Origin of the sequence: Serratia sp. K-E0102, from assembly GCF_029962625.1 — a bacterium.
GTDB lineage: Bacteria > Pseudomonadota > Gammaproteobacteria > Enterobacterales > Enterobacteriaceae > Serratia > Serratia sarumanii.
In genome coordinates, this window is the sequence record NZ_CP124754.1 from 3,278,896 (window position 1) to 3,299,735 (window position 20,840).

18 protein-coding genes, 2 tRNA genes, 1 pseudogene and 1 riboswitch are annotated in these 20,840 nt (G+C 61.9%); of the genes and pseudogenes, 12 read left to right on the top strand and 9 right to left on the bottom strand.

What is annotated here, in order from left to right:
* The first annotated feature begins 2 nt into the window (after nt 1–2).
* The 3 genes and pseudogenes from SSARUM2_RS15745 (at nt 3) to pcaC (ending at nt 2,497) form a co-directional block, all read left to right on the top strand.
* On the top strand, nt 3–1,346 hold the full coding sequence (locus tag SSARUM2_RS15745) for a 3-carboxy-cis,cis-muconate cycloisomerase (RefSeq protein ID WP_033647891.1): 1,344 nt from the start codon (nt 3–5) through the stop codon (nt 1,344–1,346).
* Nucleotides 1,343–2,065, top strand: a pseudogene (pcaD, locus tag SSARUM2_RS15750) (3-oxoadipate enol-lactonase); the annotation flags it as partial. The gene SSARUM2_RS15745 and the pseudogene pcaD, both read left to right, overlap by 4 nt.
* Before the next feature lie 63 nt (nt 2,066–2,128).
* Nucleotides 2,129–2,497, top strand: a complete 369-nt coding sequence (gene pcaC, locus SSARUM2_RS15755) for a 4-carboxymuconolactone decarboxylase (protein WP_213976526.1) — start codon at nt 2,129–2,131, stop codon at nt 2,495–2,497.
* A gap of 9 nt (nt 2,498–2,506) precedes the next feature.
* On the opposite strand, the gene SSARUM2_RS15760 is transcribed toward pcaC, so the two are convergent.
* Genes SSARUM2_RS15760 through pcaH form a run of 3 tightly spaced genes read right to left on the bottom strand, consistent with a single transcriptional unit; the run spans nt 2,507 to nt 4,855 of the window.
* Nucleotides 2,507–3,439: a LysR substrate-binding domain-containing protein gene (locus tag SSARUM2_RS15760; protein ID WP_033635142.1), complete on the bottom strand. Its 933-nt coding sequence runs from the start codon at nt 3,437–3,439 to the stop codon at nt 2,507–2,509.
* A gap of 58 nt (nt 3,440–3,497) precedes the next feature.
* Nucleotides 3,498–4,118 carry a protocatechuate 3,4-dioxygenase subunit alpha gene (gene pcaG, locus SSARUM2_RS15765; RefSeq protein ID WP_033635143.1) on the bottom strand — a complete coding sequence of 207 codons (621 nt, stop codon included), beginning with the start codon at nt 4,116–4,118 and terminating at the stop codon, nt 3,498–3,500.
* Nucleotides 4,118–4,855 carry a protocatechuate 3,4-dioxygenase subunit beta gene (pcaH, locus tag SSARUM2_RS15770; RefSeq protein ID WP_033647894.1) on the bottom strand — a complete coding sequence of 246 codons (738 nt, stop codon included), beginning with the start codon at nt 4,853–4,855 and terminating at the stop codon, nt 4,118–4,120. The genes pcaG and pcaH overlap by 1 nt, the downstream gene beginning before the upstream one ends.
* Nucleotides 4,856–5,084: 229 nt before the next feature.
* On the opposite strand from pcaH, the gene SSARUM2_RS15775 reads away from it, so the two are divergent.
* From SSARUM2_RS15775 to SSARUM2_RS15785, 3 genes are all read left to right on the top strand, one after another.
* Nucleotides 5,085–6,980, top strand: coding sequence for a sugar phosphate isomerase/epimerase and 4-hydroxyphenylpyruvate domain-containing protein (locus SSARUM2_RS15775; RefSeq protein WP_049234652.1), 1,896 nt, complete (start codon nt 5,085–5,087; stop codon nt 6,978–6,980).
* Nucleotides 6,981–7,235: 255 nt separating this feature from the next.
* Nucleotides 7,236–8,612 carry an aromatic acid/H+ symport family MFS transporter gene (locus tag SSARUM2_RS15780; RefSeq protein ID WP_033653547.1) on the top strand — a complete coding sequence of 459 codons (1,377 nt, stop codon included), beginning with the start codon at nt 7,236–7,238 and terminating at the stop codon, nt 8,610–8,612.
* 181 nt (nt 8,613–8,793) lie between these two features.
* Nucleotides 8,794–11,163: a glucose/quinate/shikimate family membrane-bound PQQ-dependent dehydrogenase gene (locus SSARUM2_RS15785; RefSeq protein ID WP_282488498.1), complete on the top strand. Its 2,370-nt coding sequence runs from the start codon at nt 8,794–8,796 to the stop codon at nt 11,161–11,163.
* Nucleotides 11,164–11,398: 235 nt separating this feature from the next.
* Here SSARUM2_RS15785 and SSARUM2_RS15790 read toward each other — a convergent pair.
* Nucleotides 11,399–11,488 (bottom strand) — tRNA-Ser (locus tag SSARUM2_RS15790).
* A 92-nt stretch (nt 11,489–11,580) separates the two neighbouring features.
* On the opposite strand from SSARUM2_RS15790, the gene mtfA reads away from it, so the two are divergent.
* Together mtfA and SSARUM2_RS15800 are read left to right on the top strand one after the other, a co-directional pair.
* Nucleotides 11,581–12,381, top strand: coding sequence for a DgsA anti-repressor MtfA (mtfA, locus tag SSARUM2_RS15795; protein WP_033635147.1), 801 nt, complete (start codon nt 11,581–11,583; stop codon nt 12,379–12,381).
* Between the two features lie 99 nt (nt 12,382–12,480).
* Nucleotides 12,481–12,556 (top strand) — tRNA-Asn (locus tag SSARUM2_RS15800).
* Between the two features lie 54 nt (nt 12,557–12,610).
* On the opposite strand, the gene gap is transcribed toward SSARUM2_RS15800, so the two are convergent.
* The 4 genes from gap to SSARUM2_RS15820 form a co-directional block, all read right to left on the bottom strand.
* Nucleotides 12,611–13,621 (bottom strand): type I glyceraldehyde-3-phosphate dehydrogenase, encoded by a 1,011-nt coding sequence (gap, locus tag SSARUM2_RS15805; RefSeq protein WP_060452554.1) that lies wholly within the window; start codon nt 13,619–13,621, stop codon nt 12,611–12,613.
* A 76-nt stretch (nt 13,622–13,697) separates the two neighbouring features.
* Nucleotides 13,698–14,672, bottom strand: coding sequence for a helix-turn-helix domain-containing protein (locus tag SSARUM2_RS15810; protein ID WP_060438516.1), 975 nt, complete (start codon nt 14,670–14,672; stop codon nt 13,698–13,700).
* 126 nt (nt 14,673–14,798) lie between these two features.
* Complete coding sequence (locus SSARUM2_RS15815) at nt 14,799–15,533, bottom strand: SDR family NAD(P)-dependent oxidoreductase (protein WP_060438515.1); 735 nt, start codon at nt 15,531–15,533, stop codon at nt 14,799–14,801.
* A gap of 13 nt (nt 15,534–15,546) precedes the next feature.
* A complete protein-coding gene (locus SSARUM2_RS15820; RefSeq protein WP_033635151.1) occupies nt 15,547–16,569 on the bottom strand; it encodes an LLM class flavin-dependent oxidoreductase in 1,023 nt (340 codons plus the stop codon).
* Nucleotides 16,570–16,718: 149 nt separating this feature from the next.
* Nucleotides 16,719–16,821, top strand: a riboswitch (TPP riboswitch).
* Between the two features lie 62 nt (nt 16,822–16,883).
* Between SSARUM2_RS15820 and SSARUM2_RS15825 the strand changes: the two genes are divergently transcribed.
* The 4 genes from SSARUM2_RS15825 to SSARUM2_RS15840 are packed head-to-tail and all read left to right on the top strand — an operon-like array spanning nt 16,884 to nt 20,039.
* A complete protein-coding gene (locus tag SSARUM2_RS15825; RefSeq protein ID WP_060438514.1) occupies nt 16,884–17,567 on the top strand; it encodes a TenA family protein in 684 nt (227 codons plus the stop codon).
* A complete protein-coding gene (locus SSARUM2_RS15830) occupies nt 17,564–18,304 on the top strand; it encodes an ABC transporter ATP-binding protein (protein WP_060438513.1) in 741 nt (246 codons plus the stop codon). Before SSARUM2_RS15825 ends, SSARUM2_RS15830 begins: the two co-directional genes overlap by 4 nt.
* Nucleotides 18,301–19,068: an ABC transporter permease gene (locus tag SSARUM2_RS15835; RefSeq protein WP_060438512.1), complete on the top strand. Its 768-nt coding sequence runs from the start codon at nt 18,301–18,303 to the stop codon at nt 19,066–19,068. The genes SSARUM2_RS15830 and SSARUM2_RS15835 overlap by 4 nt, the downstream gene beginning before the upstream one ends.
* Before the next feature lie 35 nt (nt 19,069–19,103).
* Nucleotides 19,104–20,039 carry an ABC transporter substrate-binding protein gene (locus tag SSARUM2_RS15840; RefSeq protein ID WP_060438511.1) on the top strand — a complete coding sequence of 312 codons (936 nt, stop codon included), beginning with the start codon at nt 19,104–19,106 and terminating at the stop codon, nt 20,037–20,039.
* On the opposite strand, the gene SSARUM2_RS15845 is transcribed toward SSARUM2_RS15840, so the two are convergent.
* Nucleotides 20,040–20,780: a transporter substrate-binding domain-containing protein gene (locus SSARUM2_RS15845; RefSeq protein WP_060427817.1), complete on the bottom strand. Its 741-nt coding sequence runs from the start codon at nt 20,778–20,780 to the stop codon at nt 20,040–20,042.
* Nucleotides 20,781–20,840: the final 60 nt, after the last annotated feature.

Consider the following 20,840-nt stretch of genomic DNA (forward strand, 5'->3'; position numbering starts at 1 on the left):
CAATGTCACTCTATAGCGCAATGTTTATGACGTCGCCATTAACGCCCTGCTTCAGCGATACGGCCCTGCTACAGGGCATGCTCGATTTCGAAGCCGGCCTGGCGCAAGCCCTGGCATCTGCAGGGATTATCGATGACGAGTCGGCTCGAATCATACGCAGCCACTGCCGGGCGGAAAAACTCGACGCCGCCGCGCTGGCGCAGTCCGCCGGATTGGCGGGCAACTTAGCGATTCCGCTCGTCAAACAGTTGACGGCGCTGGTGGCTCAACGCTCGCCGGACGCGGCGCGCTTCGTTCACTGGGGGGCAACCAGTCAGGATGCGATTGACAGCGGGCTGGTGCTGCAACTGCGCAGCGCGCTCAACCAAACCGACACGCTGCTCAATCAGCTGATTGCGGCGCTGACGGCGCAATGTCGGCGCCATAGCGCAACGTTAATGGTCGGCCGCACCTGGCTGCAACACGCGTTACCCACGACGCTGGGGCTGAAATTGGCCGGCACGCTGGACGCCCTGCTGCGCTTTCGGGTTCGTCTGGCTGAGATCCGGCCACGCGTGCTGGCGCTGCAATTCGGCGGTGCCGCCGGCACGCTCGCCTCGTTCGGCGAGCAGGGAGAACGCGTCGAGCAGGCGCTGGCGGAAGCGCTGGCGCTGCCGCGCAGCGCCACGCCGTGGCATACCCAACGCGACCGGTTGCTGGAACTGGCCGGCTGGTATGCCGGACTCACGGGCACGCTCGGCAAGCTGGCGCGTGACATGTCGCTGTTGATGCAAACCGAGGTCGCTGAAATCAGCGAACCTTCGGCCCCGGGTCGCGGCGGCTCCTCCACCATGCCGCATAAGCGTAATCCGGTACTCTGCGCCGCCATCCTCAGCGCGGCTAACCGCTTGCCTGCGCTGATGGCGGGATTGTATGCCGGCCAGGTGCAAGAGCACGAACGCGCGCTGGGAGGCTGGCAGGCCGAGTGGCAAAGCCTGCCGCAGCTCCTGGTGCTGAGCGGAGCGGCAATGGCGCAAAGCCTTGACCTCGTTAACGGCCTGGAGGTGCATGAAGCGGCGATGCGGCGCAATCTGGCGCTGACGCAGGGGCAGATCATGGCTGAATCGGTTTCCCTGGCCTTAGCCCCGCTTCTCGGCCGCCAGCAGGCGCACCAGCATATCGCGCAATGTTGCCGCCAGGCTCAGGCAACGCAGCAATCCCTGTTAACCCTGCTGTGCGCCGATGCGGAAGTCTCTTCCCGACTCAGCCGGGAAGCTCTGGAGACGTTGCTCGATCCGGCCAATGCCACAGGCAGCGCACAGCGTTTCATTCAACAAGTTCTGGCATCGGCCGAAAAGGAGCAATGATGTTGAATTATGTCCTGGAAGGGCCCGAAAACGCCCCGGTCATTCTGTTCAGCAACTCGCTGGGGACGTCATTGGCAATGTGGCAACCGCAGCGCGACGCGCTCATCTCCCACTATCGCATTCTGCGCTACGACGTTGCCGGCCACGGCGCATCGCCGCCCGGTGAACAACCCGGATCGCTGGCGCTGCTGGGCAGACAGGTGCTGTCATTGCTGGACGCTCTGGCGATTGAGCGCGTCCATTTTTGCGGTATCTCCATGGGGGGGTTAACGGGATTATGGCTGGCGCGTTTTCATCCCGAGCGCTTGCTGACGTTGACCATCGCCAATAGCGCAGCAAAAATTGGAACGGCGGCGAATTGGCGACAACGCGCCGCGCAAGTTCGTCAGTCGGGGATGTCCGCCGTCAGCGATGGCGCAGCATCACGCTGGTTCACGCCGGCATTTTGCCAATCCGCCCCCGCCAGGGTGCAAGCATTATTGAATCAGCTGACGGCCTGCGATCCCAACAGCTATGCCGCTTGCTGCGAAGCATTGGCGAACGCCGATTTACGCGCCGAGCTGGAAGGGATCCTCGTGCCGACGCTGATTATCGCCGGACATGACGACGCGGTAACCACCGTCGATGATGCCAAAGCGTTAGTGGCGGGCATTCCCGGCGCTCAATGCGTCATCTTGCCCGCCTCTCACCTTTCCAGCGTCGAGGCCTGGCGGGCATTCAATCGCACTTTCCGGGCCTTTTTGGATGAACAGCTCACGCAGCGGCAACGCTATCAGCAAGGCATGACGGTGCGCAGAGCCGTATTGGGCGATGAACATGTCGATAATACCCTCGCGGCGCTGTCGCCGTTCAACGAGGAATTTCAACATTTCATCACTCGCTACGCCTGGGGGGAAATGTGGACGCGTCCGGGTCTGTCGCGCCATACCCGCAGCCTGATCACCATCGCGATGTTGATCGCCTTGAATCGCGAAGCTGAACTGAAAATGCATATACGAGCCGCCTTCAACAACGGAGTCACGCGCGAAGAGCTCAAAGAAGTCCTGATGCATGCGGCGCTTTACTGCGGCCTGCCCGCCTCGAACGCCGCCTTTCATTTGGCGCAATCCGTCTTTGCCGAACACGATGCCGGGCAGCCGCCGGTCGAATAGAACAGCCGTTTATACCGGCACATCCAGTACTCTCTGACGCAGCGCTGCGACCAGGCGCTGCTGCTCAGGGGGCGTGAACGCCTCTTGCCGGGTAATGATGCCCAACGGTTCTGCCATTCCCTGAGTAGGCAACGGCAGCGCACGCAGGTGATTGCCGAACAGATCGTCGCGCACCGCGCCGTAAGGCACCAGCCAAACATAGCCATACTGCAACGTCAGGCAGCGCGCCAGCGTGACCGACAAGGTCTCGACGCAGCCTTCCGGCACGGCCAGCCCGTGGCTGACAATGAGCGCCTCCGCATTCTGGCGCGGTACGGTCCCACGCGGTGAGAGCACCAATGGCCAACTCAGGGCCTCCGCCAGCGTGACATCCGCATGCAGCAGCGGATGATGGGGGGAAACCACCAGCCGCAGCGTTTCATGATACAGCAGCTCGAAATTGAGCCCCTCCATGCGAGAGGGGTCTGACATACGCCCTATCCCTAAGGTTAATTGCCCGGATCTCACCGCCATCATCAGCGCATCGTTGGCCAGCGTCGAAACCTGCATGCGCCAACCTGGCGATTGCTGCTGCAACCCCACCACGACCGGCGCGACCAAACTCACCAGCGTGGTGGGCAGCGCCCCGATATGCAGCGGCGCCGGCAGCGCCTCGCTGTCCGATGCGACCGTACGCCCCAACACATTCAGCGCATCCAAAACGCGCCCCGCATCCTGCAGGAAACGCGCCCCAGCGGCGGTCAGCTCTGCCCCCTGCCGGCTGCGCGAAAACAGGCGCTCGCCGGCCAGGCTTTCCAGTTCATTGAGCGTTTTGGAGAGGGCGGGCTGCGTGATGCCCAATTGCTGTGCGGCGCGCACCAGCGTCCCCTGCTGCGCGGTAGCGACAAAGGCGTGCAGATGACGCAGGCGGATGCGTTGGCTAAAGCGAGAAGTCATGTTCATGATTTATAGTATTAACTTGCCGCCGACGCGGCAAGCTCATTCACAGGGCAAACGGAGGTCAAATATCAAAAAAAACGGTCTCGTTCTCGCCCTGTAGCCAGATATCGAAATGGTATACCGTCTGATCACCGCGCTGCCGCCTTTGCGCCAATAACGTGCCGCGCCGTTTCTCCCATTCAATGAGGTTCAACACCGGATCTTCAGCGTTCGCCGCCTGCTCGTCGGCGAAGTAAAGACGCGTGTTCAACCCGATGTTGATGCCGCGGGCCACGATCCATAAATTGAGATGAGGCGCCATCAGCCGGCCGTCGCGCCCCATCACTCTGCCCGGTTTGATCGTCTCAAATTGCCACAGGCCGCTGGTGAAATCCGAACAGGTTCGCCCCCAGCCGCGAAAAGCGGGGTCGTCGGGTTTATCTCGTTGGCCGTCGGCGGGATGCTGATATCGTCCGGCGGCGTTGGCCTGCCAGACTTCAACCAGCGCGTCTCGCACCGGCGTGCCGGTACCGTCATAAACATGCCCTTCCACCACGATGCGTTCCCCGCGCGTTTCCGGTTGCGTCAACACATGGGTGAAATTACGCTCAAAAATGTCAAAACCGGCGGCATGCGGCGCCAAACCGATGTGCACATAAGGGCCGGCGGTTTGCGAGGCCGTTTCAGACAAATACTTTTTCATCACGCGGCTCCCTGTGTACGGTTCTCAAACCACGTGGCCCGATGGCCGCGCAGCACCAGATCGAAGCGGTAGGCCAGGCTGTCCAGCGGCACGGCGGCGTGCATATCCAGCTCGGCAATCAGCGTGCGCATCGCATCGTCGCTGCCTACCGACTGCAAGATGGGGCAACGAACGAGCAACGGATCGCCTTCGAAATACATCTGCGTGATCAACCGCTGCGCGAACGCCTCGCCGGAGAGCGAGAAGTGAATATGCGCCGGACGCCAGTCGCTGACCTGATTGCGCCAGGGGTACGGGCCCGGCTTGATGGTGCGAAAACAGTAATACCCGTTGTCGTCGGTCAGCATCCTGCCGCAGCCGCCAAAATTGGGATCGATAGGCGCCAGATACTGATCCTTCTTGTGACGATAGCGCCCTCCCGCATTGGCCTGCCATACCTCGACCAGGGCGTTGCGCACCGGCGCCCCGAAGGCATCGCGCACATATCCATGCACGATGATCCGCTCGCCGATCGGTAAGCCGTCTTTGGCGTAGTTCAGAATCAGATCGTGATCAATCGGGCCGATATCCGTTGGCGTGAACACGGGTGCGGTCAGTTCAGACAGCGAGTTTTGCAATGAAATTAATGCATTGCGCGGCGATCGCAGCACGCTGGTTTTATACAGCGGCGCCAGCGCAGGCGGGTGATGGCTGTAATCGCGATGCACCAGTTCTCGCGCCATCCAATCACTTTTCATCCCGGTATCCTTATTATTTGAGGGTACATGTCGACAGAGTGTAGGAAGCGCAATATGTAAAAGTAAAGTGAGAAAACCGATCGCTTTATATAACCAAAAGTCATGGAATGTTCTGAATTGACGAAACATTTCATTTGGTCCATAACAGGTTTCAATTCCCGTCGGTGGTCCGCCTCGCTACTGAATGGTCGCTTTCAGGTCATCCATGACCGCTTAACTGGAGGCAATGATGAAACGTTCTATCGCGACGGTCTCGGTATCGGGCTCGCTGCCGGAAAAACTGCGGGCTATCGCCGCCGCAGGCTTTGATGGCGTCGAAATTTTCGATAACGATCTGGTCTATTACCCCGGTTCACCGGCGCAAATCCGTGATCTGTGCGCCGAACTGGGCCTGGAAATTTTGCTGTTCCAGCCGTTTCGGGACTTCGAAGGCGGCCCGCGCGAAAGCCTGGCGCAGAACCTTTCACGCGCAGCGCGCAAGTTCGACGTCATGCAGCAATTGGGCTGCTCGCGCATGCTGCTCTGCAGTAATGTCTCGCCCGACAGCAGCGAAGACATGGCCACGCAAGTGAGCGATTTGCGCGCGTTGGCGGAGTTGGCCGCCGAGTATGATATTACTGTCGGTTATGAAGCGCTGGCATGGGGACGTCACGTGAACCTGTGGCGCGACGCCTGGGCGCGGGTTAAGGCCGTAGACCATCCGGCGCTGGGGATCATTCTCGATAGTTTTCATATCCTGTCGCGCGGCGATAATCTTGACGGCCTTGATGAAGTCCCGCCCGAAAAAATTGTGTTTGTACAACTGGCGGACGCCCCGCTGCTGAAGATGGACGTGCTCGCCTGGAGCCGCCATTTCCGCTGTTTCCCCGGCCAAGGGGAGCTGAACCTGGCTCAGTTCATAACTCAACTTTCCGCGCATGGCTATCGCGGCGCCTGGTCGCTGGAGATATTTAACGATGGTTTCCGCGCCTCGCCGGTGCTTCCCACGGCTCAGGACGGTTTCCGATCGTTGTTGTGGCTGGAGGAACAAACCTATGACTGGTTGGCCAAACAGCCTCTGCTGCCCAACGCCATGGCCTCGCTCATAGAACATTCATTATTTCATTCAGAAGCGCATCCCCCCTTGCTGGCGCTGGAGTTTATCGAATTTGCCGTCTCGCACAGCGATGGGCTGGCGATGGGCCAATGGCTGACGCAGTTGGGATTGGTTCACGCCGGCGAACACCGCTCCAAAAGCGTCGCCCTCTATCGCAACGGCAAAGTGAATGTCATTCTGAATGCTCAACCGGAAAGTCAGGCCAGCGGCTATTATCACTTGCACGGCATTTCTCTTTGCGCCGTGGCGTGGCGAGTTCGCGGCGTAGCGCGTTTACTGCAACGGGCGCAAGACTACGGTTACGCCCTCTGGCAAGGAGAAACCGGCCCCAACGAACGGCAAATTCCCGCCCTGTGCGCACCGGACGGCAGCCTGATTTATCTGGTCGAGGCGGACGAAGATCCCAAGAACGATATTTATCACACCGATTTTCATCTGACTCATCGCAGCGCGCCGCCGCCTGCACTGCAGAGCATCGATCACCTCGCGATAGCGCTGACGGACGAATCTTGCGGCAACTGGATCATGTTCCTGCGCAGCGTGCCGGGTTTTGTGCAGGACAACGAGTGGGAATTGCCCGATCCGTTGGGTTTGGTTCGCAGCCGCGTGTTGCGCAGCCCCAACGACGCCATCCGGCTGCCGCTGAATATGTCGGTGAGCCGGGAAACCCAAATCGCCCAGGCATTAACCACCTATCAGGGCGCGGGATTACAGCATGTCGCCTTTGGCTGTAATGATTTGTTCAGCGTCGTGAAAGCGGCTCAGCAGCGTGGATTAAAAACGCTGCGCATCCCCGATAACTACTATCAAGACCTCAGAGCACGTTTCGATCTTGATCCCGTTTTCCTTTCGCAGCTGCAAGCGTTCAATGTGCTCTACGATCGAGACGAGCAAGGTGGAGAATTACTGCACGTCTATACCGTCGCCTACGAGAAAGGGCGCTTCTTCTTCGAGTTATTGGAACGTCGGGGCGGCTACCGCGGCTTCGGGGCCGCCAACGCCCCGGTTCGGCTCACCGCCATGCGTTAACCGTGCGGGCCATCAAGGCCCGCTCATTCTTTCATCTTACTGAAAAGGTTAATGATCGCGCTCACACTCTCAACCGCTTCCGGCTCAGACATTCCCACGGCAATCCCTTTTCATAACATAAGGTTAACATTCCACCCTCACTTCCCTCTCACCTCATCGTCCGATAAACGCACATTATTTCGATAATCGACATTTATTGCCCCACCAACGGTTGCTTATAGTGATGACACTCAACTACTGCACCGGGAGCCCCCCATGTCGGGAAACAACGCAATCAATGTTCGGGCGCTGATCGACAGCCGCCCCTTAGGGAAATGGCAAAAGATGGTCGTGCTGCTCGGCTTTTGCATCATTGCTCTGGATGGATTCGATATCGTTATCATGGGATTTATTGCGCCAGAGCTTAAGGCCGATTGGCAAATCACTAATCGCGAGCTGGGGCTGGTGATCAGCGCGGCGCTGATTGGCCTGTCGCTGGGCGCGATGCTTTCCGGGCCATTGTCAGACAGGTTCGGCCGCAAAGTGGTCATCATCAACAGCGTATTCTTTTTTGGCGTTTGGACGCTGGTGACGGCGTTTTCTCAAAATATGGAGCAGATGATGTTATTTCGCCTGCTCACCGGGTTGGGACTGGGCGCCGCCATGCCGAATGTCGGCACCCTGGTGGCGGAATTCGCGCCTGCCCGGCGCCGCGCTTTCTTGATTACCGTGGTCTTCTGCGGCTTCACCTTTGGCGCCGCCTTGGGCGGATTCGCCGCCTCCTGGCTGATGCCACGCTTCGGCTGGCATTCCGTGCTGCTGCTCGGCGGGATCTTGCCCCTGCTGTTCGCACCCGTGCTGATGGCGGCGTTACCCGAATCGGTGTGTTTCCTGGTGGAGAAACGGGCGAAAAACGACGGAATTCAGCGGATTTTGGCGAAACTGGCGCCCGACCTCGATCTTCGGCACAGCACCATCATATTGCCCCCGCCAAACCAGGCCTGCGCGCACCCCATCAAATTAGTGGTGAGCTCGCAGTACCGTTTCGGCAGTTTAATGCTGTGGGGATCGTATTTTTCCGCGCTGTTTCTGTTCTATACGTTGGGCAGCTGGCTGCCGTTGCTGATTAAAGACGGCGGCTTCAACGTCACGCAAGCGGCGATCATCACCGCCCTGTTTCAGGCGGGCGGCACGCTGGGCTCACTGTTTTCCGGCTGGCTGATGGACAGGTCCGAACCGCATCGCGCTTTGGCGTCCATTTATGGGATGGGGGCGCTGTTCACCCTGCTTATGGGGCCGGCGATGGGCTACCCCGTCCTGATGGGAGGCTGCGCGATGGCGATCGGATTCTGCATCGGAGGAGCCAACACCGGCATGAACGCCCTGTCGGCCAGTTTTTATCCCACCGAAGCCCGGGCTACCGGTTCCAGCTGGATGCACGGCATCGGTCGTTTGGGCGCCATATTGAGCGCGCTGGCCGGCGCTGAAATGCTGGCGCTCGGTTGGAGCTTAAGCACCATTTTCACCGTGCTGGCGCTGCCGGCGCTATTGACGGTGGCGATGATCGTCGCCAAAGGGCGCCATCAAGTTCGCCAGGCGGCAGGGCATGGGTATAAGGCTTACCTTGACGCACGTTCAAATGACATGCGCTGAACGCGCGGAGTAGCCCCCGTTTGAACAGCGACGACAGGATAGCGGGAATGACATTCCCCCCCTTCCTTTCTTCGGTACAGACGCCTTCCGGCTGCAAACACGCGGCGCCCCAGCCGGAAGGCGCAACGCCACCTCATTCCCCTTTTTAACCGCCTCAGAGAAAAATCACTAAGGAGCTCATATGCAAAAAGCACACAGGACGCGGGACGGGAAGAAGTACCTCCTGTGGTTTCTTGCCGGATTGATGTTCATTATCGGCCTGGCAATCTGCCTTCTCGGCGCCAGATTGGCCTTCGTCGGCGGAACGTTTTATTTCGTGGCGATGGGTCTGGCGATGATTATCGCCGCCGTACTGATTGCCCGGCGCCGTCGCAGCGGCATTATCCTGTACGCGATCGCCTTCGTCGCCTCCCTGTTTTGGGCCGTCGCCGATGCCGGCTGGCATTACTGGCCGCTGTTCTCGCGCCTTTTCACCCTCGGCGTTTTAGCGTTTCTTTGCGCTATCGCCTGGCCATTGATGCCCGGTCATTCGGCCAAAAAAGGCCCGGCTTTCGGCTTAGCGGCGATCCTGGCCATCGGGCTGGGGGTCAGCTTCGGGTGGATGTTCAGATCCCAACCGCTGGTCAGCGCGACGAAAACCATCCCCGTATTTCCAGTAGCCGCCGGCGAGCAACAAAAGAATTGGGAGCACTGGGGAAATACCCCGCACGGCGATCGCTTCGCCGCACTTGATCAAATAAACAAGCAGAACGTTTCCCGCTTGCAGGTGACCTGGACTGCCCATACCGGCGATCTTCCCGTGAGCAAAGGTTCGGGCGCGGAAGATCAGAATACGCCTTTGCAGGTCGGCGACACGCTTTATGTCTGCACCCCGTACAGTAAAGTACTGGCTTTAGATGTCGATAGCGGGAAAGAAAAATGGCGTTTCGATCCGCAGGCCGCCTCGCCGAACTGGCAGCGCTGCCGGGGCCTGGGTTACTACGAGGATCACGCCGCTCCTGCAGCAACAGGCTCGAGTCGCCCACCCGCGATCTGTTCGCGTCGTTTGTTCCTGCCCACGATTGACGCCAGACTCATCGCCCTTGATGCCGACACGGGGAAATTGTGCGACGCCTTTGGCGATCGCGGTACCGTCGATCTCGGCAGCGGCATGGGCGAAATCAAACCGGGCTATTATCAACAAACCTCCACGCCGCTGGTGGCCGGAGAAATCGTCGTCGTGGGGGGACGCGTAGCGGACAACTTTTCCACCGATGAGCCTCCCGGCGTTGTTCGAGCTTATGATGTTCACTCCGGCAACCTCATGTGGGCCTGGGATCCGGGCAACCCTGAACTGAGCGGCCTGCCGCCGGAGGGGCAAACCTATACTCGCGGCACGCCGAATGTCTGGTCAGCCATGTCCTATGACAAGCGGTTGAACCTCATCTATTTACCCACAGGCAACGCGACGCCAGACTTTTTCGGCGGCACTCGCAGCGCGCTGGACGACAAATACAGCTCCGCCGTCGTCGCCATAGACGCCGCTACCGGCAAAGTTCGCTGGCACTATCAGACGACCCACCACGATTTGTGGGACTTCGATCTGCCCTCACAGCCATTGTTGTTCGATTTGCCCGACGGCAAAGGCGGCATTACGCCGGTTCTGGTGCAAACCAGCAAGCAAGGCATGATTTTCATGCTCAACCGCGTGACCGGCGAGCCCGTCGCGCAAGTTGAAGAACGCCCGGTGCCAACGGGAGCTATCAGGGGGGAACGCTATTCCCCCACTCAGCCGTACTCAGTGGGGATGCCGATGATTGGCAATGAACAACTGAAAGAGTCGGATATGTGGGGCGCAACGCCGATTGACCTGCTGTTATGCCGCATTCAGTTTAAAGAAATGCGCTATCAAGGCATTTTCACCCCGCCGGGTGAAGACCGCGCCCTGCAATACCCAGGCTCCCTGGGAGGAATGAACTGGGGCAGCGTCGCCGTGGATCCACACAATAACCTGATGTTCGTTAACGACATGCGTCTGGGATTGGCGCATTATCTGGTGCCGCGGGATAAGGTGCCAACCAACGCCAGCGGTATTGAAATGGGAATAGTCCCGATGGAGGGCACCCCGTTCGGGGCCCTGCGAGAACGCTTCCTCTCCCCGCTGGGGATCCCCTGCCAGAAACCGCCGTTCGGCACGATGTCCGCCGTGGACCTGACTACCGGCAAATTGGTGTGGCAGGTCCCTGTCGGGACAGTCGAGGATACCGGGCCGCTCGGCATCAGCATGCATATGCCGATCCCTATCGGCATGCCAACGCTGGGCGCGCCGCTGTCGACGCAGTCGGGTCTTCTGTTTTTCGCCGGCACGCAGGACTTCTATTTACGCGCCTTTGACACCGCCAACGGTAAAGAGATTTGGAAATCGCGCTTGCCGGTCGGGAGCCAATCCGGCCCGATGACTTACCTTTCGCCGAAAACCGGCAAGCAGTACATTGTCATCAATGCGGGGGGCGCACGCCAATCACCGATGCGCGGCGACTACATTATCGCCTATGCGCTGCCGGACAAGTAATCCCGCACGAGAAATATCAAGGCGCATCGGGTTTACAGAGTGAGTCAATCCCATCGGCAACGGGCGGCGTCAAACCCGCCCTATCGTTCACAACATGACAAACGGTAAGACGAAAAGACGGTTTGATAACGTCGGCAAAGGGTCGGGACAGGAAAATAAGAACGACAGCCGATAAGAACGGTGGTTTTACTGTGATGGGGATCGTTGAAAGATTTATTCGTAAGTGATTGAATAGTGGCGGAGAGAGGGGGATTTGAACCCCCGGTAGAGTTGCCCCTACTCCAGTTTTCGAGACTGGTCCGTTCAGCCGCTCCGGCATCTCTCCTGACAACGCTTGCTATCATGCCCGCTTTTGCGGCATTTTTACAGCATTAGCATACCGCTGAACGTTCAAGTGATGAGTTTACGAGCAACCTGATGATTAAATGGCCGTGGAAAGCGACTCAACCCTCTCAATCCCAGGCAGACATCGAGGCCCAGTGGCAGGACGCGCTGGCGATCCCGCTGCTGTCGCCGCTGAATGAGCAGGAGCGGCAGCGGCTGGTGGCCGTCGCCGGGCAAATCTTGCAGCAAAAGCGCATCGTGCCGCTGCAGGGGCTGCAGCTCACCTCACAAATGCAGGCGCGCATCGCCCTGCTGTTCGCCCTGCCGGTGCTGGAGCTCGGCGCGGAGTGCCTCGACGGCTTCAACGAAATCCTGCTCTACCCCACCCCGTTCGTGGTGGAAGACGAATGGCAGGACGAAATCGGCCTGGTGCACTCGGGGCCGGTGGTGCAGTCCGGCCAGAGCTGGGAACAAGGGCCGATCGTGCTCAACTGGCAAGACGTGCAGGACTCTTTCGATCTCTCCGGTTTCAATCTGGTGATCCACGAAGCGGTGCACAAGCTGGATATGCGCAACGGCGGCGTCGCCACCGGCGTGCCGCCGATCCCGCTGCGCGAAGTGGCCGCCTGGGAGCACGATCTGCACGCCGCAATGGAAAGCCTGCAGGACGAGATCGACATGGTCGGCGAAGAGGCCGCCAGCATGGACGCCTACGCCGCCACCGATGCGGCCGAGTGCTTCGCCGTGCTGTCGGAGTATTTTTTCAGCGCCCCCGAGCTGCTGGCAGAACGCTTTCCGGCGCTGTATCAGCACTTTTGCCGCTTCTACCGCCAGGATCCGCTGGCGCGCCTGCTGCGCGGCCAGGCGGAAAACGATGCGCAATGGGCTGACTGACGGGCATATTGCTCAGATACCGAGCAGTCGCGCCGCCTGGGGCAATTTAGCGTTGACACACCCGGGGCGGCTGGATATGATGCGCCCCGTTCACACGATTCCTCTGTAGTTCAGTCGGTAGAACGGCGGACTGTTAATCCGTATGTCACTGGTTCGAGTCCAGTCAGAGGAGCCATATTTAGAGAAGCCCGCTTAAGGAAACTTAAGCGGGCTTTTTGCTGTTGGGCGTTTACAGCCCGCGTTTTTCCATCAGCAGCGCCAGATCGACCAAGCGGTTGGAGAAGCCCCACTCGTTGTCATACCAGGCGAGCACCTTCACCAGATTGCCGCCGATGACCAGCGTGGACAGGCCGTCGATGATCGACGAGCGCGCATCGCCCCGATAGTCGCTCGACACCAGCGGTTCATCGCTGTACCCCAAGATCCCTTTCAGCGGGCCGGACGCCGCCGCCGCGCGGAAAGCGGCGTTGATCTCCTCCACCGTCGCCGGGCGTTTCAGCGTCACCGTCAGATCGACGATCGAGACGACCGGTACCGGCACCCGCAGCGAGTAACCGGTCAGGCGGCCGTCGAGATCCGGGATCACCTTGCCGAGCGCCTTGGCCGCGCCGCTGGAGTATGGCACGATCGACTCCGCCGCCGCCCGCCCGCCGCGCAGATCTTTTTCCGGCTGATCGTGCAGCGCCTGGCTGTTGGTATAGGCGTGAGTGGTGTTCATCAGCCCGTATTCGATGCCGAACGCCTGATGCAACACCTGCGCGGCGGGCGCCAGCCCGTTGGTGGTACAGCTGCCGTTGCTGACCACTTTATGCCGCGCCGGATCGTAGAGCTGGTCGTTAACCCCCATGACGATGGTGATGTCGTCGTTCTTGGCCGGCGCCGAGATAATCACCCGCTTAGCGCCGCCGTGCGTGATGTGCACTTCCGCCTTGGCTTTATCGGTAAAGAAGCCCGTCGCTTCGATCACCACGTCCACGCCCACGCTGCGCCAGGGGATCTCGGCGGGATCGCGCTGGGAAAACACCTGAATTGGCCGGCCGTCCAGCAGCAGCTGGTTGTCGCCGGCTTCCACTTTGGCCGCCAGCGTGCCGGAAAGCGTGTCGTATTTCAGCAGGTGCGCCAGCGTTTTGCTGTCCGTCAGATCGTTGATCGCCACCACTTCAAAATCGCTGCGCCCCAGCGCCGCGCGCAGCACGTTGCGCCCGATCCTGCCGAAGCCGTTAATGCCTACTTTCACCATGATGCTCTCCTCGTTTGGGCTTTACCTCAAATCTAGCCCTGCCCCGAGGCGGCGTAAATGACGTTTACAGATCAATTTACGCCAAATTGCGCGCATGGAAGCGTTCGCGGTATTCGCTCGGGGTCAGCTGCAGTTTGCGCTCAAACACCCGCCGCAGGTTAAGGCCGTTGCCGAAGCCGGTGGCCAGCGCGATCTGTTCGATGCCCTCCGCACTCTGCTCGAGGCGCTGCCTGGCGGTATGCAACCGCCCTTCTTCGACGAATTTGGCGGGAGAAATGCCCGTCTCGCGGGTGAATACGCGGGTAAAGTTGCGCGGGCTCATCGCCACGCGTTCGGCCAACCGATCGACGCTGAGATCGTCGGCGAGGTTTTCCAGGATCCAGGACTGTAGGTCGCGGATCGGGCCAGGCGATTTGGCCTGGTTGAGCGGGTAGCGGCTGAACTGCGCCTGCCCGCCGGGGCGGCGCAGAAACATCACCAGATCCTGTGCCACTTCGCGTGCCTGCACGAAGCCGTAGTCGTCCTCCACCAGCGCCAGCGTCAGATCGAAGCCGGAACTGACGCCGCCGGAGGTCCAGATCGGCCCGTCCTGTACGTAGATCGGGCCGTTCTCGACCTGCACCCGCGGGAAGCGCGCTTGCAACGTTTCCGCCAGCCGCCAGTGGGTAGTCGCCCGCCGCCCGTTCAGCAACCCGGCCTCGGCCAGCAGCAGAGCCCCGCCGCAAACGGAAGCGATACGGCGCGCCTGCGGGGCCGCGCGGCGCAGCCAATCCGCCACCAGGGCGCCCTCTTCTTCGGTCGCCCCCTTGCCGGCGACAATGACGGTATCGCGCGGCAGGGCCGGATCGAGATCCGCCAGGCGGTGGTCGGCCAACAGGCTCAGCCCGGACAGGCCGTGTACCACCCGATGGGATTGCGTGGTGGCGACCGCGATCTGATACAGCGGCGCCTCGGCAGGGCTCAGACGGTTAGCCTGCATCAGGATATCGGCGATGCCCGCCGCTTCGAACAGCATGCCCCCTTCAGGGACGATAATCAGGAATGTATGCATGGCGACAATAGGAAGAACAAGCAAAAAAGGTCAGACAGCCACTGTATAAGAAAAGCCTCGCCAGTTCACCCTGCGAGCATAAAAAAGCCCGCCGGCAAGCGCCGACGGGCCAACAAAGCACTGTCCTCAAGCCTGCGGCAGGCTCACCCCGCCGGCGCGCGCCAATTGCGCCAGCAGCGCCGTTTGAAACGCCTCGTCGTATACCGCCGCGTGGGGATCGAAGCGCTGTTGATGGTGCCAATAGCCGCCGGACGCCAGAGCCTGCGGCTCATCGCTGCTCACCAGCCACGCCTGCGTCACATGCCCCAGCGCCAGATCGTCTGGCGCATCCGCGCCGCCCATTTTGGTCGGCACCCAGCCGGGATCGACCGCGCTGCTGATCACGTCAGGCCACAGGCGCGCCACGGCGGCGGCCAGCGCGGTGACGAACAGTTTGCTGTCCGAATAGGAGCCGGCTGCGCCGCCGAGCCAGTCCACGCCGCTCAGTTCCGCCACGCCGTCAAAGTGCATGCTGCTGCTCAGATAGACGATACGCTTGGGGCGTTCGATCAGGGCCGTCAGCAGGTAGGGCGCAACGACGTTCACCGGCATCACCTGCGGCCCGGTAAACATACCGGCGTTGTGGATCACCGCGTCCGGGCGGCCGAGGCGGTTGACCTGCTCGGCAAGCTGCCGGATCTGCTGCACATCGGACAGATCGCCGATCGCCGCCTGCGCACCGCGATCCAGCAGATCGCGCACCGCGTCCAAACGGCCGGGTTCACGCGCATGCAAAATCACCTGATGCCCTTCGTCCAACAGCGTTTGCGCGGCGGCGCGGCCCAGCCCGTCTACCGAGCCGGTAATGAAAATGCGTGACATGCCATTCCTCCGTTTAGCGCCAGCCGAGCGCCGGCGCGACATGGGTTAAAATCGATTCGATGACGTGGGCGTTGTAATCCACGCCCAGCTGGTTAGGCACGGTCAGCAGCAGCGTATCCGCTTCGGCGATGGCCTCGTCCTGCGCCAGCTGCTTGATCAGCTCGTCCGGCTCGGCGGCATAGCTGCGGCCGAAGATCGCCCGGGTCTGCGCGTCGATATACCCCAGTTGATCGCCCTCCTTGCCGCCGCCGCCGAAGTAGTTGCGATCCCGCTGATCCACCAGCGCGAAGATGCTGCGGCTGACGGAAACCCGCGGCTCGCGCGCATGGCCCGCCTCTTGCCAGGCGGCGCGGTAGGCGCGGATCTGCTTGGCCTGCTGGATATGGAAGGGTTCGCCGGTTTCGTCGTTTTTGAGCGTCGAACTTTGCAGGTTCATGCCCAGCTTCGCCGCCCAGACGGCGGTGGCGTTCGAACCGGCGCCCCACCAGATGCGGTCGCGCAGCCCGGCGGAAAACGGCTCCGGCCGCAGCAGCCCAGGCGGATTCGGGAACATCGGCTGTGGATTGGGCTCGGCGAACCCTTCACCGCGCAGCGCTTCCAGGAACACTTCGGTGTGGCGGCGAGCCATGTCCGCGTCGCTCTCGCCGTCGGCCGGGGCATAGCCGAAATAGCGCCAGCCGTCGATCACCTGCTCCGGCGAGCCGCGGCTGATGCCAAGCTGCAGCCGCCCGCCGGCGATCAGATCCGCCGCGCCGGCGTCTTCCACCATGTACAGCGGATTTTCATAACGCATGTCGATCACGCCGGTGCCGATCTCGATGCGTTGGGTTTTGGCGCCGATGGCGGCCAGCAGCGGGAACGGCGACCCCAGCTGGCGTGCGAAGTGGTGTACGCGAAAATAGGCGCCGTCCGCCCCCAGATCTTCGGCGGCGACCGCCAGATCGATGGACTGCAGCAGCGCATCCGCCGCGGAACGGGTGCCGGACTGGGCGGAAGGCGACCAGTGGCCAAACGAGAGAAAACCAATCTTTTTCATCGGGAATCGTCCTCAAAGGCAAATCATCGGCCTACAGTGACAAAAACCGCGCGCCCTGCGCCAGCAAAATCGCCCCCGATCGCACTAAACGAACCGATTGCCGCCGCGCCGCCCGGCGATTGTAATCAAAAAACAAATGTCGTATAACAAGCAGCTCCGAGGGGTGTCCTGTTACGGGCTGAGATGGCGCAAGCCGAACCCTTTGAACCTGATCTGGGTCATGCCAGCGAAGGGACGGTTAGGCAACAACGCTCTCACCCGTTGCCTGTTCATACCCCAGCGTGCCCGGATCTCCACTGACTCAAGGAGGTCCCATGTCCATCACCACCCTGTTCGAAAGCGGTCTTTACGGCCGGTTGCGCCAACAAGCCGGCAGCCACTGGCAAGATTACGTTGATCACCCGTTTCTGCAGCAGCTGGCCGCCGGCACCTTGCCCGAACGCGCGTTTCGCCGCTACCTGACGCAGGACTATCTGTTCCTGCTGCACTTCGCCCGCGCCTACGCGCTGCTGGTCAGCAAGCTGCGCACCCTGCCGGAGATGCGCGCCGCTACCGCCTCGCTCAACGGCATCGTCGCCGAACTGCCGCTGCACGTGGCCTACTGCGCCGAATGGGGGCTGAGCGAAGCGCAGATCGCCGCCCAGCCGGAAGCGGCGGAAACCATGAACTATACCCGCTACGTGCTGGATATCGGCCATGCCGGCGACGCCCTCGATCTGCTGGCTGGCCTGCTGCCCTGCGTGGCCGGCTATGCCGAAATCGGCCTGCGGCTGCTGCACGATCCCGCCACCCAAATGGAGGGCAATCCTTACGCCTCCTGGATCCGCAACTACGGCGACGAGGGCTATCTGGCCGGCGTGCGCGCCGCCATCGAGCTGCTGGAAACCGTCGGCCACCAGCGCGGCGCACCAGGCCGCTTCCCCGAGCTGGCGCAGATTTTCACCACCGCCACCCAGCTGGAATCGGCATTTTGGCAAATGGGGCTGAACGCCTCATGACCTCCCCGCTTCTCCCGCCCGGCATCCAGGTGCGGGATCTCAGCCTGCGTTTCGGTCAGCAAATCGTCTTCGACCGGCTGAGCTTCGACATCGCCGGCGGCAGCTTCGTCGCCCTGCTCGGCGCCAGCGGCGCCGGCAAAACCAGCCTGCTGAAGATCATCGCCGGCCTGGCGCAGGCCACCTCGGGCACGGTGACCGGCAGCGACGGCCTGCCGATCGCCGGGCGCATCGCCTACATGGGGCAAAAAGACCTGCTCTACCCGTGGCTGACCGTCGAAGAGAACGTCGCCCTCGGCGCGCGGCTGCGCGGCGAAACGCCGGATCGGGCGTGGGCGGCGCACCTGCTGGAGCGCGTGGGCCTGGCCGCTCATGGCCGCAGCCTGCCCGCCGCGCTGTCCGGCGGCATGCGCCAGCGCGCCGCCATCGCCCGCACGCTCTACGAACGCCAGCCGATCGTGCTGATGGACGAACCCTTTTCCGCGCTGGACGCCATTACCCGCGCCGAGATCCAGAGCCTGGCCGCCGAGCTGCTGGCGCAAAACACCGTGCTGCTGATCACCCACGATCCGATGGAAGCCTGCCGCCTGAGCCACCGGCTGCTGGTGCTGTCGCCCTGGCCGCTGGGCCTCGACGATACCCACCGCATCAGCGGGCAACCGCCGCGTGCGCCGGATGACGCCGGCCTGCTGAAAAGCCAGGCCGAGCTGCTGCAGCAGATGGTGAGGGCCGCGCAATGAATATCGCCAAAGAGCGCGGCCTCACCCGCCTGCTGCGCGGGCTGACGGTGTTCGTCGGCCTGCTGCTGCTGTGGTGGCTGGCGGCGCAAAGCGGCATTCCGGCCTTTCTGCTGCCCACGCCGGGCGCGGTGGCGCAGGCGCTGTGGGACGGACGCGGCTATCTCGCCTGGCACACGCTGGTCACCGCTTCGGAGATCGTCAGCGGTCTCGCGCTCGGCGTGCTGCTCGGCGCGGCGCTGGCGCTGTGCATGATCTTCTCGCCGCGCCTGCAGCGCTGGCTGATGCCACTGGTGCTCACCAGCCAGGCGATACCGGTGTTCGCCCTGGCCCCATTGCTGGTGCTGTGGTTCGGCTTCGGCATGAGCGCCAAAGTGGCGATGGCGGTGCTGGTGATCTTCTTCCCGGTGGTGTCGGCCTTTTTCGACGGGCTGCGCCGGGTCAACAACGACTATCTCGATCTGGCGCGCACGATGCACGCTTCGCGTTGGGCGCAGTTGCGGCACGTGCGGCTGATGGCGGCGCTGCCGGCCTTCGGCTCCGGCCTGCGCATGGCCGCCGCCGTCGCGCCGATCGGCGCCATTATCGGCGAATGGGTCGGCTCGGCCGAAGGGCTGGGCTACGTGATGCTGAACGCCAACGCGCGCATGCAGACCGACGTCTGCTTCGCCGCGCTGTTTATTTTGGTGCTGATGACCGTGCTGCTGTGGGCTGCGGTGGATGCGCTGCTGCGGCGCCTGATCGCCTGGGCGCCGGAAAACGACTGATGATTGCAACCATAACCAGGGATAAAGGAACGACCATGATCAAACAAACCGTTTGCGGGCTACTGCTCGGCGCCGCCCTCACCGGCCAGGCCGGCGCGGCCGACAAGCTGACGCTGGTGCTCGACTGGTACATCAACCCCGATCACGCGCCGATTATGGTGGCCGAGCAGATCGGCGCCTTCAAGGCCGCAGGGCTGGACGTCAAGATCGTGCCGCCGTCCGATCCGGCGCTGCCGCCGCGCCTGGTGGCCGCCAAACAGGCCGACCTCGCCATCACCTATCAGCCGCAGCTGCATTTCTTCGCCGATCAGGGCCTGCCGCTGATGCGCGTCGGCACGCTGATCAACACGCCGCTGAATACGGTGATCGCGCTGGATAAAAACATCACCTCGCCGGCGGATCTCAAGGGCAAAACGGTGGGTTACTCGGTCAGCGGCATCGAACAGGCGACGCTGGCCACCATGGTCGAGCACGAGCACCTCAAGCCGCAGGATATCAAGCTCATCAACGTCAACTTCCAGCTGACCAGCGCCCTGCTGGCGGGCCAGGTCGATGCGGTGATCGGCGGCTACCGCAACATCGAAGCGCTGGAGCTGAAGCTGCAGGGTAAAGAACCGGTGGTGTTCAACGTCGAAGATTACGGCGTGCCGGCCTACGACGAGCTGATTATCGTCGCCCACCGCGATGCGGTGAACGAGCCGAAAATCCGCAAGTTCCTCGCCGCGCTGAAGAAAGGCAGCGACTACCTGCACGCGCACCCGCAGAACACCTGGCTGGCGTTCGCCAAGGCGCACCCGGAGCTGAATACCGAGCTGAACAAACAGGCGTGGCAAGCCAGCCTGCCGCTGTTCGCGCGCGATCCGGCCAAGCTGGATCGCGCCCGCTACCAGGCTTACGAACAGTTCCTGTTCGACAACAAGCTGATCAAGAAAATCACTCCGGTGGAACAGTACGCGGTGGAGTTGAACTGATCACGCCGAGGCGGCCGGCGGCGCCACCGTCACCTCACCCTGGCCGCTGCGCTGCAAGGCCGCCTTCACCAGCCCGTTGGCCTTGCAGCGCTCGATAAAATCGTTCACGTAGGCGGCGCCCTGCGTTTTTTGCCGCGGCACCGCCAGCGCCTGGCGGATAGCGGTGAAATGCCCGTCCAGCACCCGGTAGCCGGGATGGGCGGCCGCGGCGGCCAGCAGCGGTTGGCGCACACCGGCCGCCGCCTCCAGCCCCCGGTCGAAAAACAGCGCGATCGCCTCGGCGGAGGTTGCCGCCCGCACCAGTTGCGCCTGCTGCAGCGTGCGCGATAAAAACAGATCGTACGCCGCCCCCTGGCCGACCGCGATGCGCACCTCCGGCCTGTCGAGCTGCGCCACCTCAAAGTAAGGCGCGTCGTTCGCCACCAGGTAAGTCCCCTCGATGATCACGTACGGCTCGCTGAAGGCGATCTGCGCCGCGCGCACCGGCTCGATGGCCATAAACGCCAGGTTCCAGGCGCCGCTGTCCAGATCGGCGAACACCTTGCCCGCCGCATCATAGGTCACCAGCTCGAGCGCCACGCCCAGCTCCTGGGCCAGCGCGGCGGCCAGCTCCACCGAAGCGCCCTGCGGTTTGCCGCCGGCTCCGGCCTGCGCCAGCACCGGATTACCGTAGTTGATCGCCGCGCGCAACACGCCTTGCGGGGCCAGATCGTCGAGTACCGCGGCGGGAATCGTCTGCATACTTCCTCCTGAATGGCTGATGGGCGCGCCGTCGTGGCGCTCATTAAGCGTAGAGCGAAA

Bases quoted from the DNA above. Each gene is read 5' to 3' on its own strand.
- SSARUM2_RS15745 (WP_033647891.1), top strand. From the start codon at position 3: ATGTCACTCTATAGCGCAATGTTTATGACGTCGCCATTAACGCCCTGC.
- pcaC (WP_213976526.1), top strand. From the start codon at position 2,129: ATGACGGTGCGCAGAGCCGTATTGGGCGATGAACATGTCGATAATACC.
- SSARUM2_RS15760 (WP_033635142.1), bottom strand. From the start codon at position 3,439: ATGAACATGACTTCTCGCTTTAGCCAACGCATCCGCCTGCGTCATCTG.
- pcaG (WP_033635143.1), bottom strand. From the start codon at position 4,118: ATGAAAAAGTATTTGTCTGAAACGGCCTCGCAAACCGCCGGCCCTTAT.
- pcaH (WP_033647894.1), bottom strand. From the start codon at position 4,855: ATGAAAAGTGATTGGATGGCGCGAGAACTGGTGCATCGCGATTACAGC.
- SSARUM2_RS15775 (WP_049234652.1), top strand. From the start codon at position 5,085: ATGAAACGTTCTATCGCGACGGTCTCGGTATCGGGCTCGCTGCCGGAA.
- SSARUM2_RS15780 (WP_033653547.1), top strand. From the start codon at position 7,236: ATGTCGGGAAACAACGCAATCAATGTTCGGGCGCTGATCGACAGCCGC.
- SSARUM2_RS15785 (WP_282488498.1), top strand. From the start codon at position 8,794: ATGCAAAAAGCACACAGGACGCGGGACGGGAAGAAGTACCTCCTGTGG.
- mtfA (WP_033635147.1), top strand. From the start codon at position 11,581: ATGATTAAATGGCCGTGGAAAGCGACTCAACCCTCTCAATCCCAGGCA.
- gap (WP_060452554.1), bottom strand. From the start codon at position 13,621: ATGGTGAAAGTAGGCATTAACGGCTTCGGCAGGATCGGGCGCAACGTG.
- SSARUM2_RS15810 (WP_060438516.1), bottom strand. From the start codon at position 14,672: ATGCATACATTCCTGATTATCGTCCCTGAAGGGGGCATGCTGTTCGAA.
- SSARUM2_RS15815 (WP_060438515.1), bottom strand. From the start codon at position 15,533: ATGTCACGCATTTTCATTACCGGCTCGGTAGACGGGCTGGGCCGCGCC.
- SSARUM2_RS15820 (WP_033635151.1), bottom strand. From the start codon at position 16,569: ATGAAAAAGATTGGTTTTCTCTCGTTTGGCCACTGGTCGCCTTCCGCC.
- SSARUM2_RS15825 (WP_060438514.1), top strand. From the start codon at position 16,884: ATGTCCATCACCACCCTGTTCGAAAGCGGTCTTTACGGCCGGTTGCGC.
- SSARUM2_RS15830 (WP_060438513.1), top strand. From the start codon at position 17,564: ATGACCTCCCCGCTTCTCCCGCCCGGCATCCAGGTGCGGGATCTCAGC.
- SSARUM2_RS15835 (WP_060438512.1), top strand. From the start codon at position 18,301: ATGAATATCGCCAAAGAGCGCGGCCTCACCCGCCTGCTGCGCGGGCTG.
- SSARUM2_RS15840 (WP_060438511.1), top strand. From the start codon at position 19,104: ATGATCAAACAAACCGTTTGCGGGCTACTGCTCGGCGCCGCCCTCACC.
- SSARUM2_RS15845 (WP_060427817.1), bottom strand. From the start codon at position 20,780: ATGCAGACGATTCCCGCCGCGGTACTCGACGATCTGGCCCCGCAAGGC.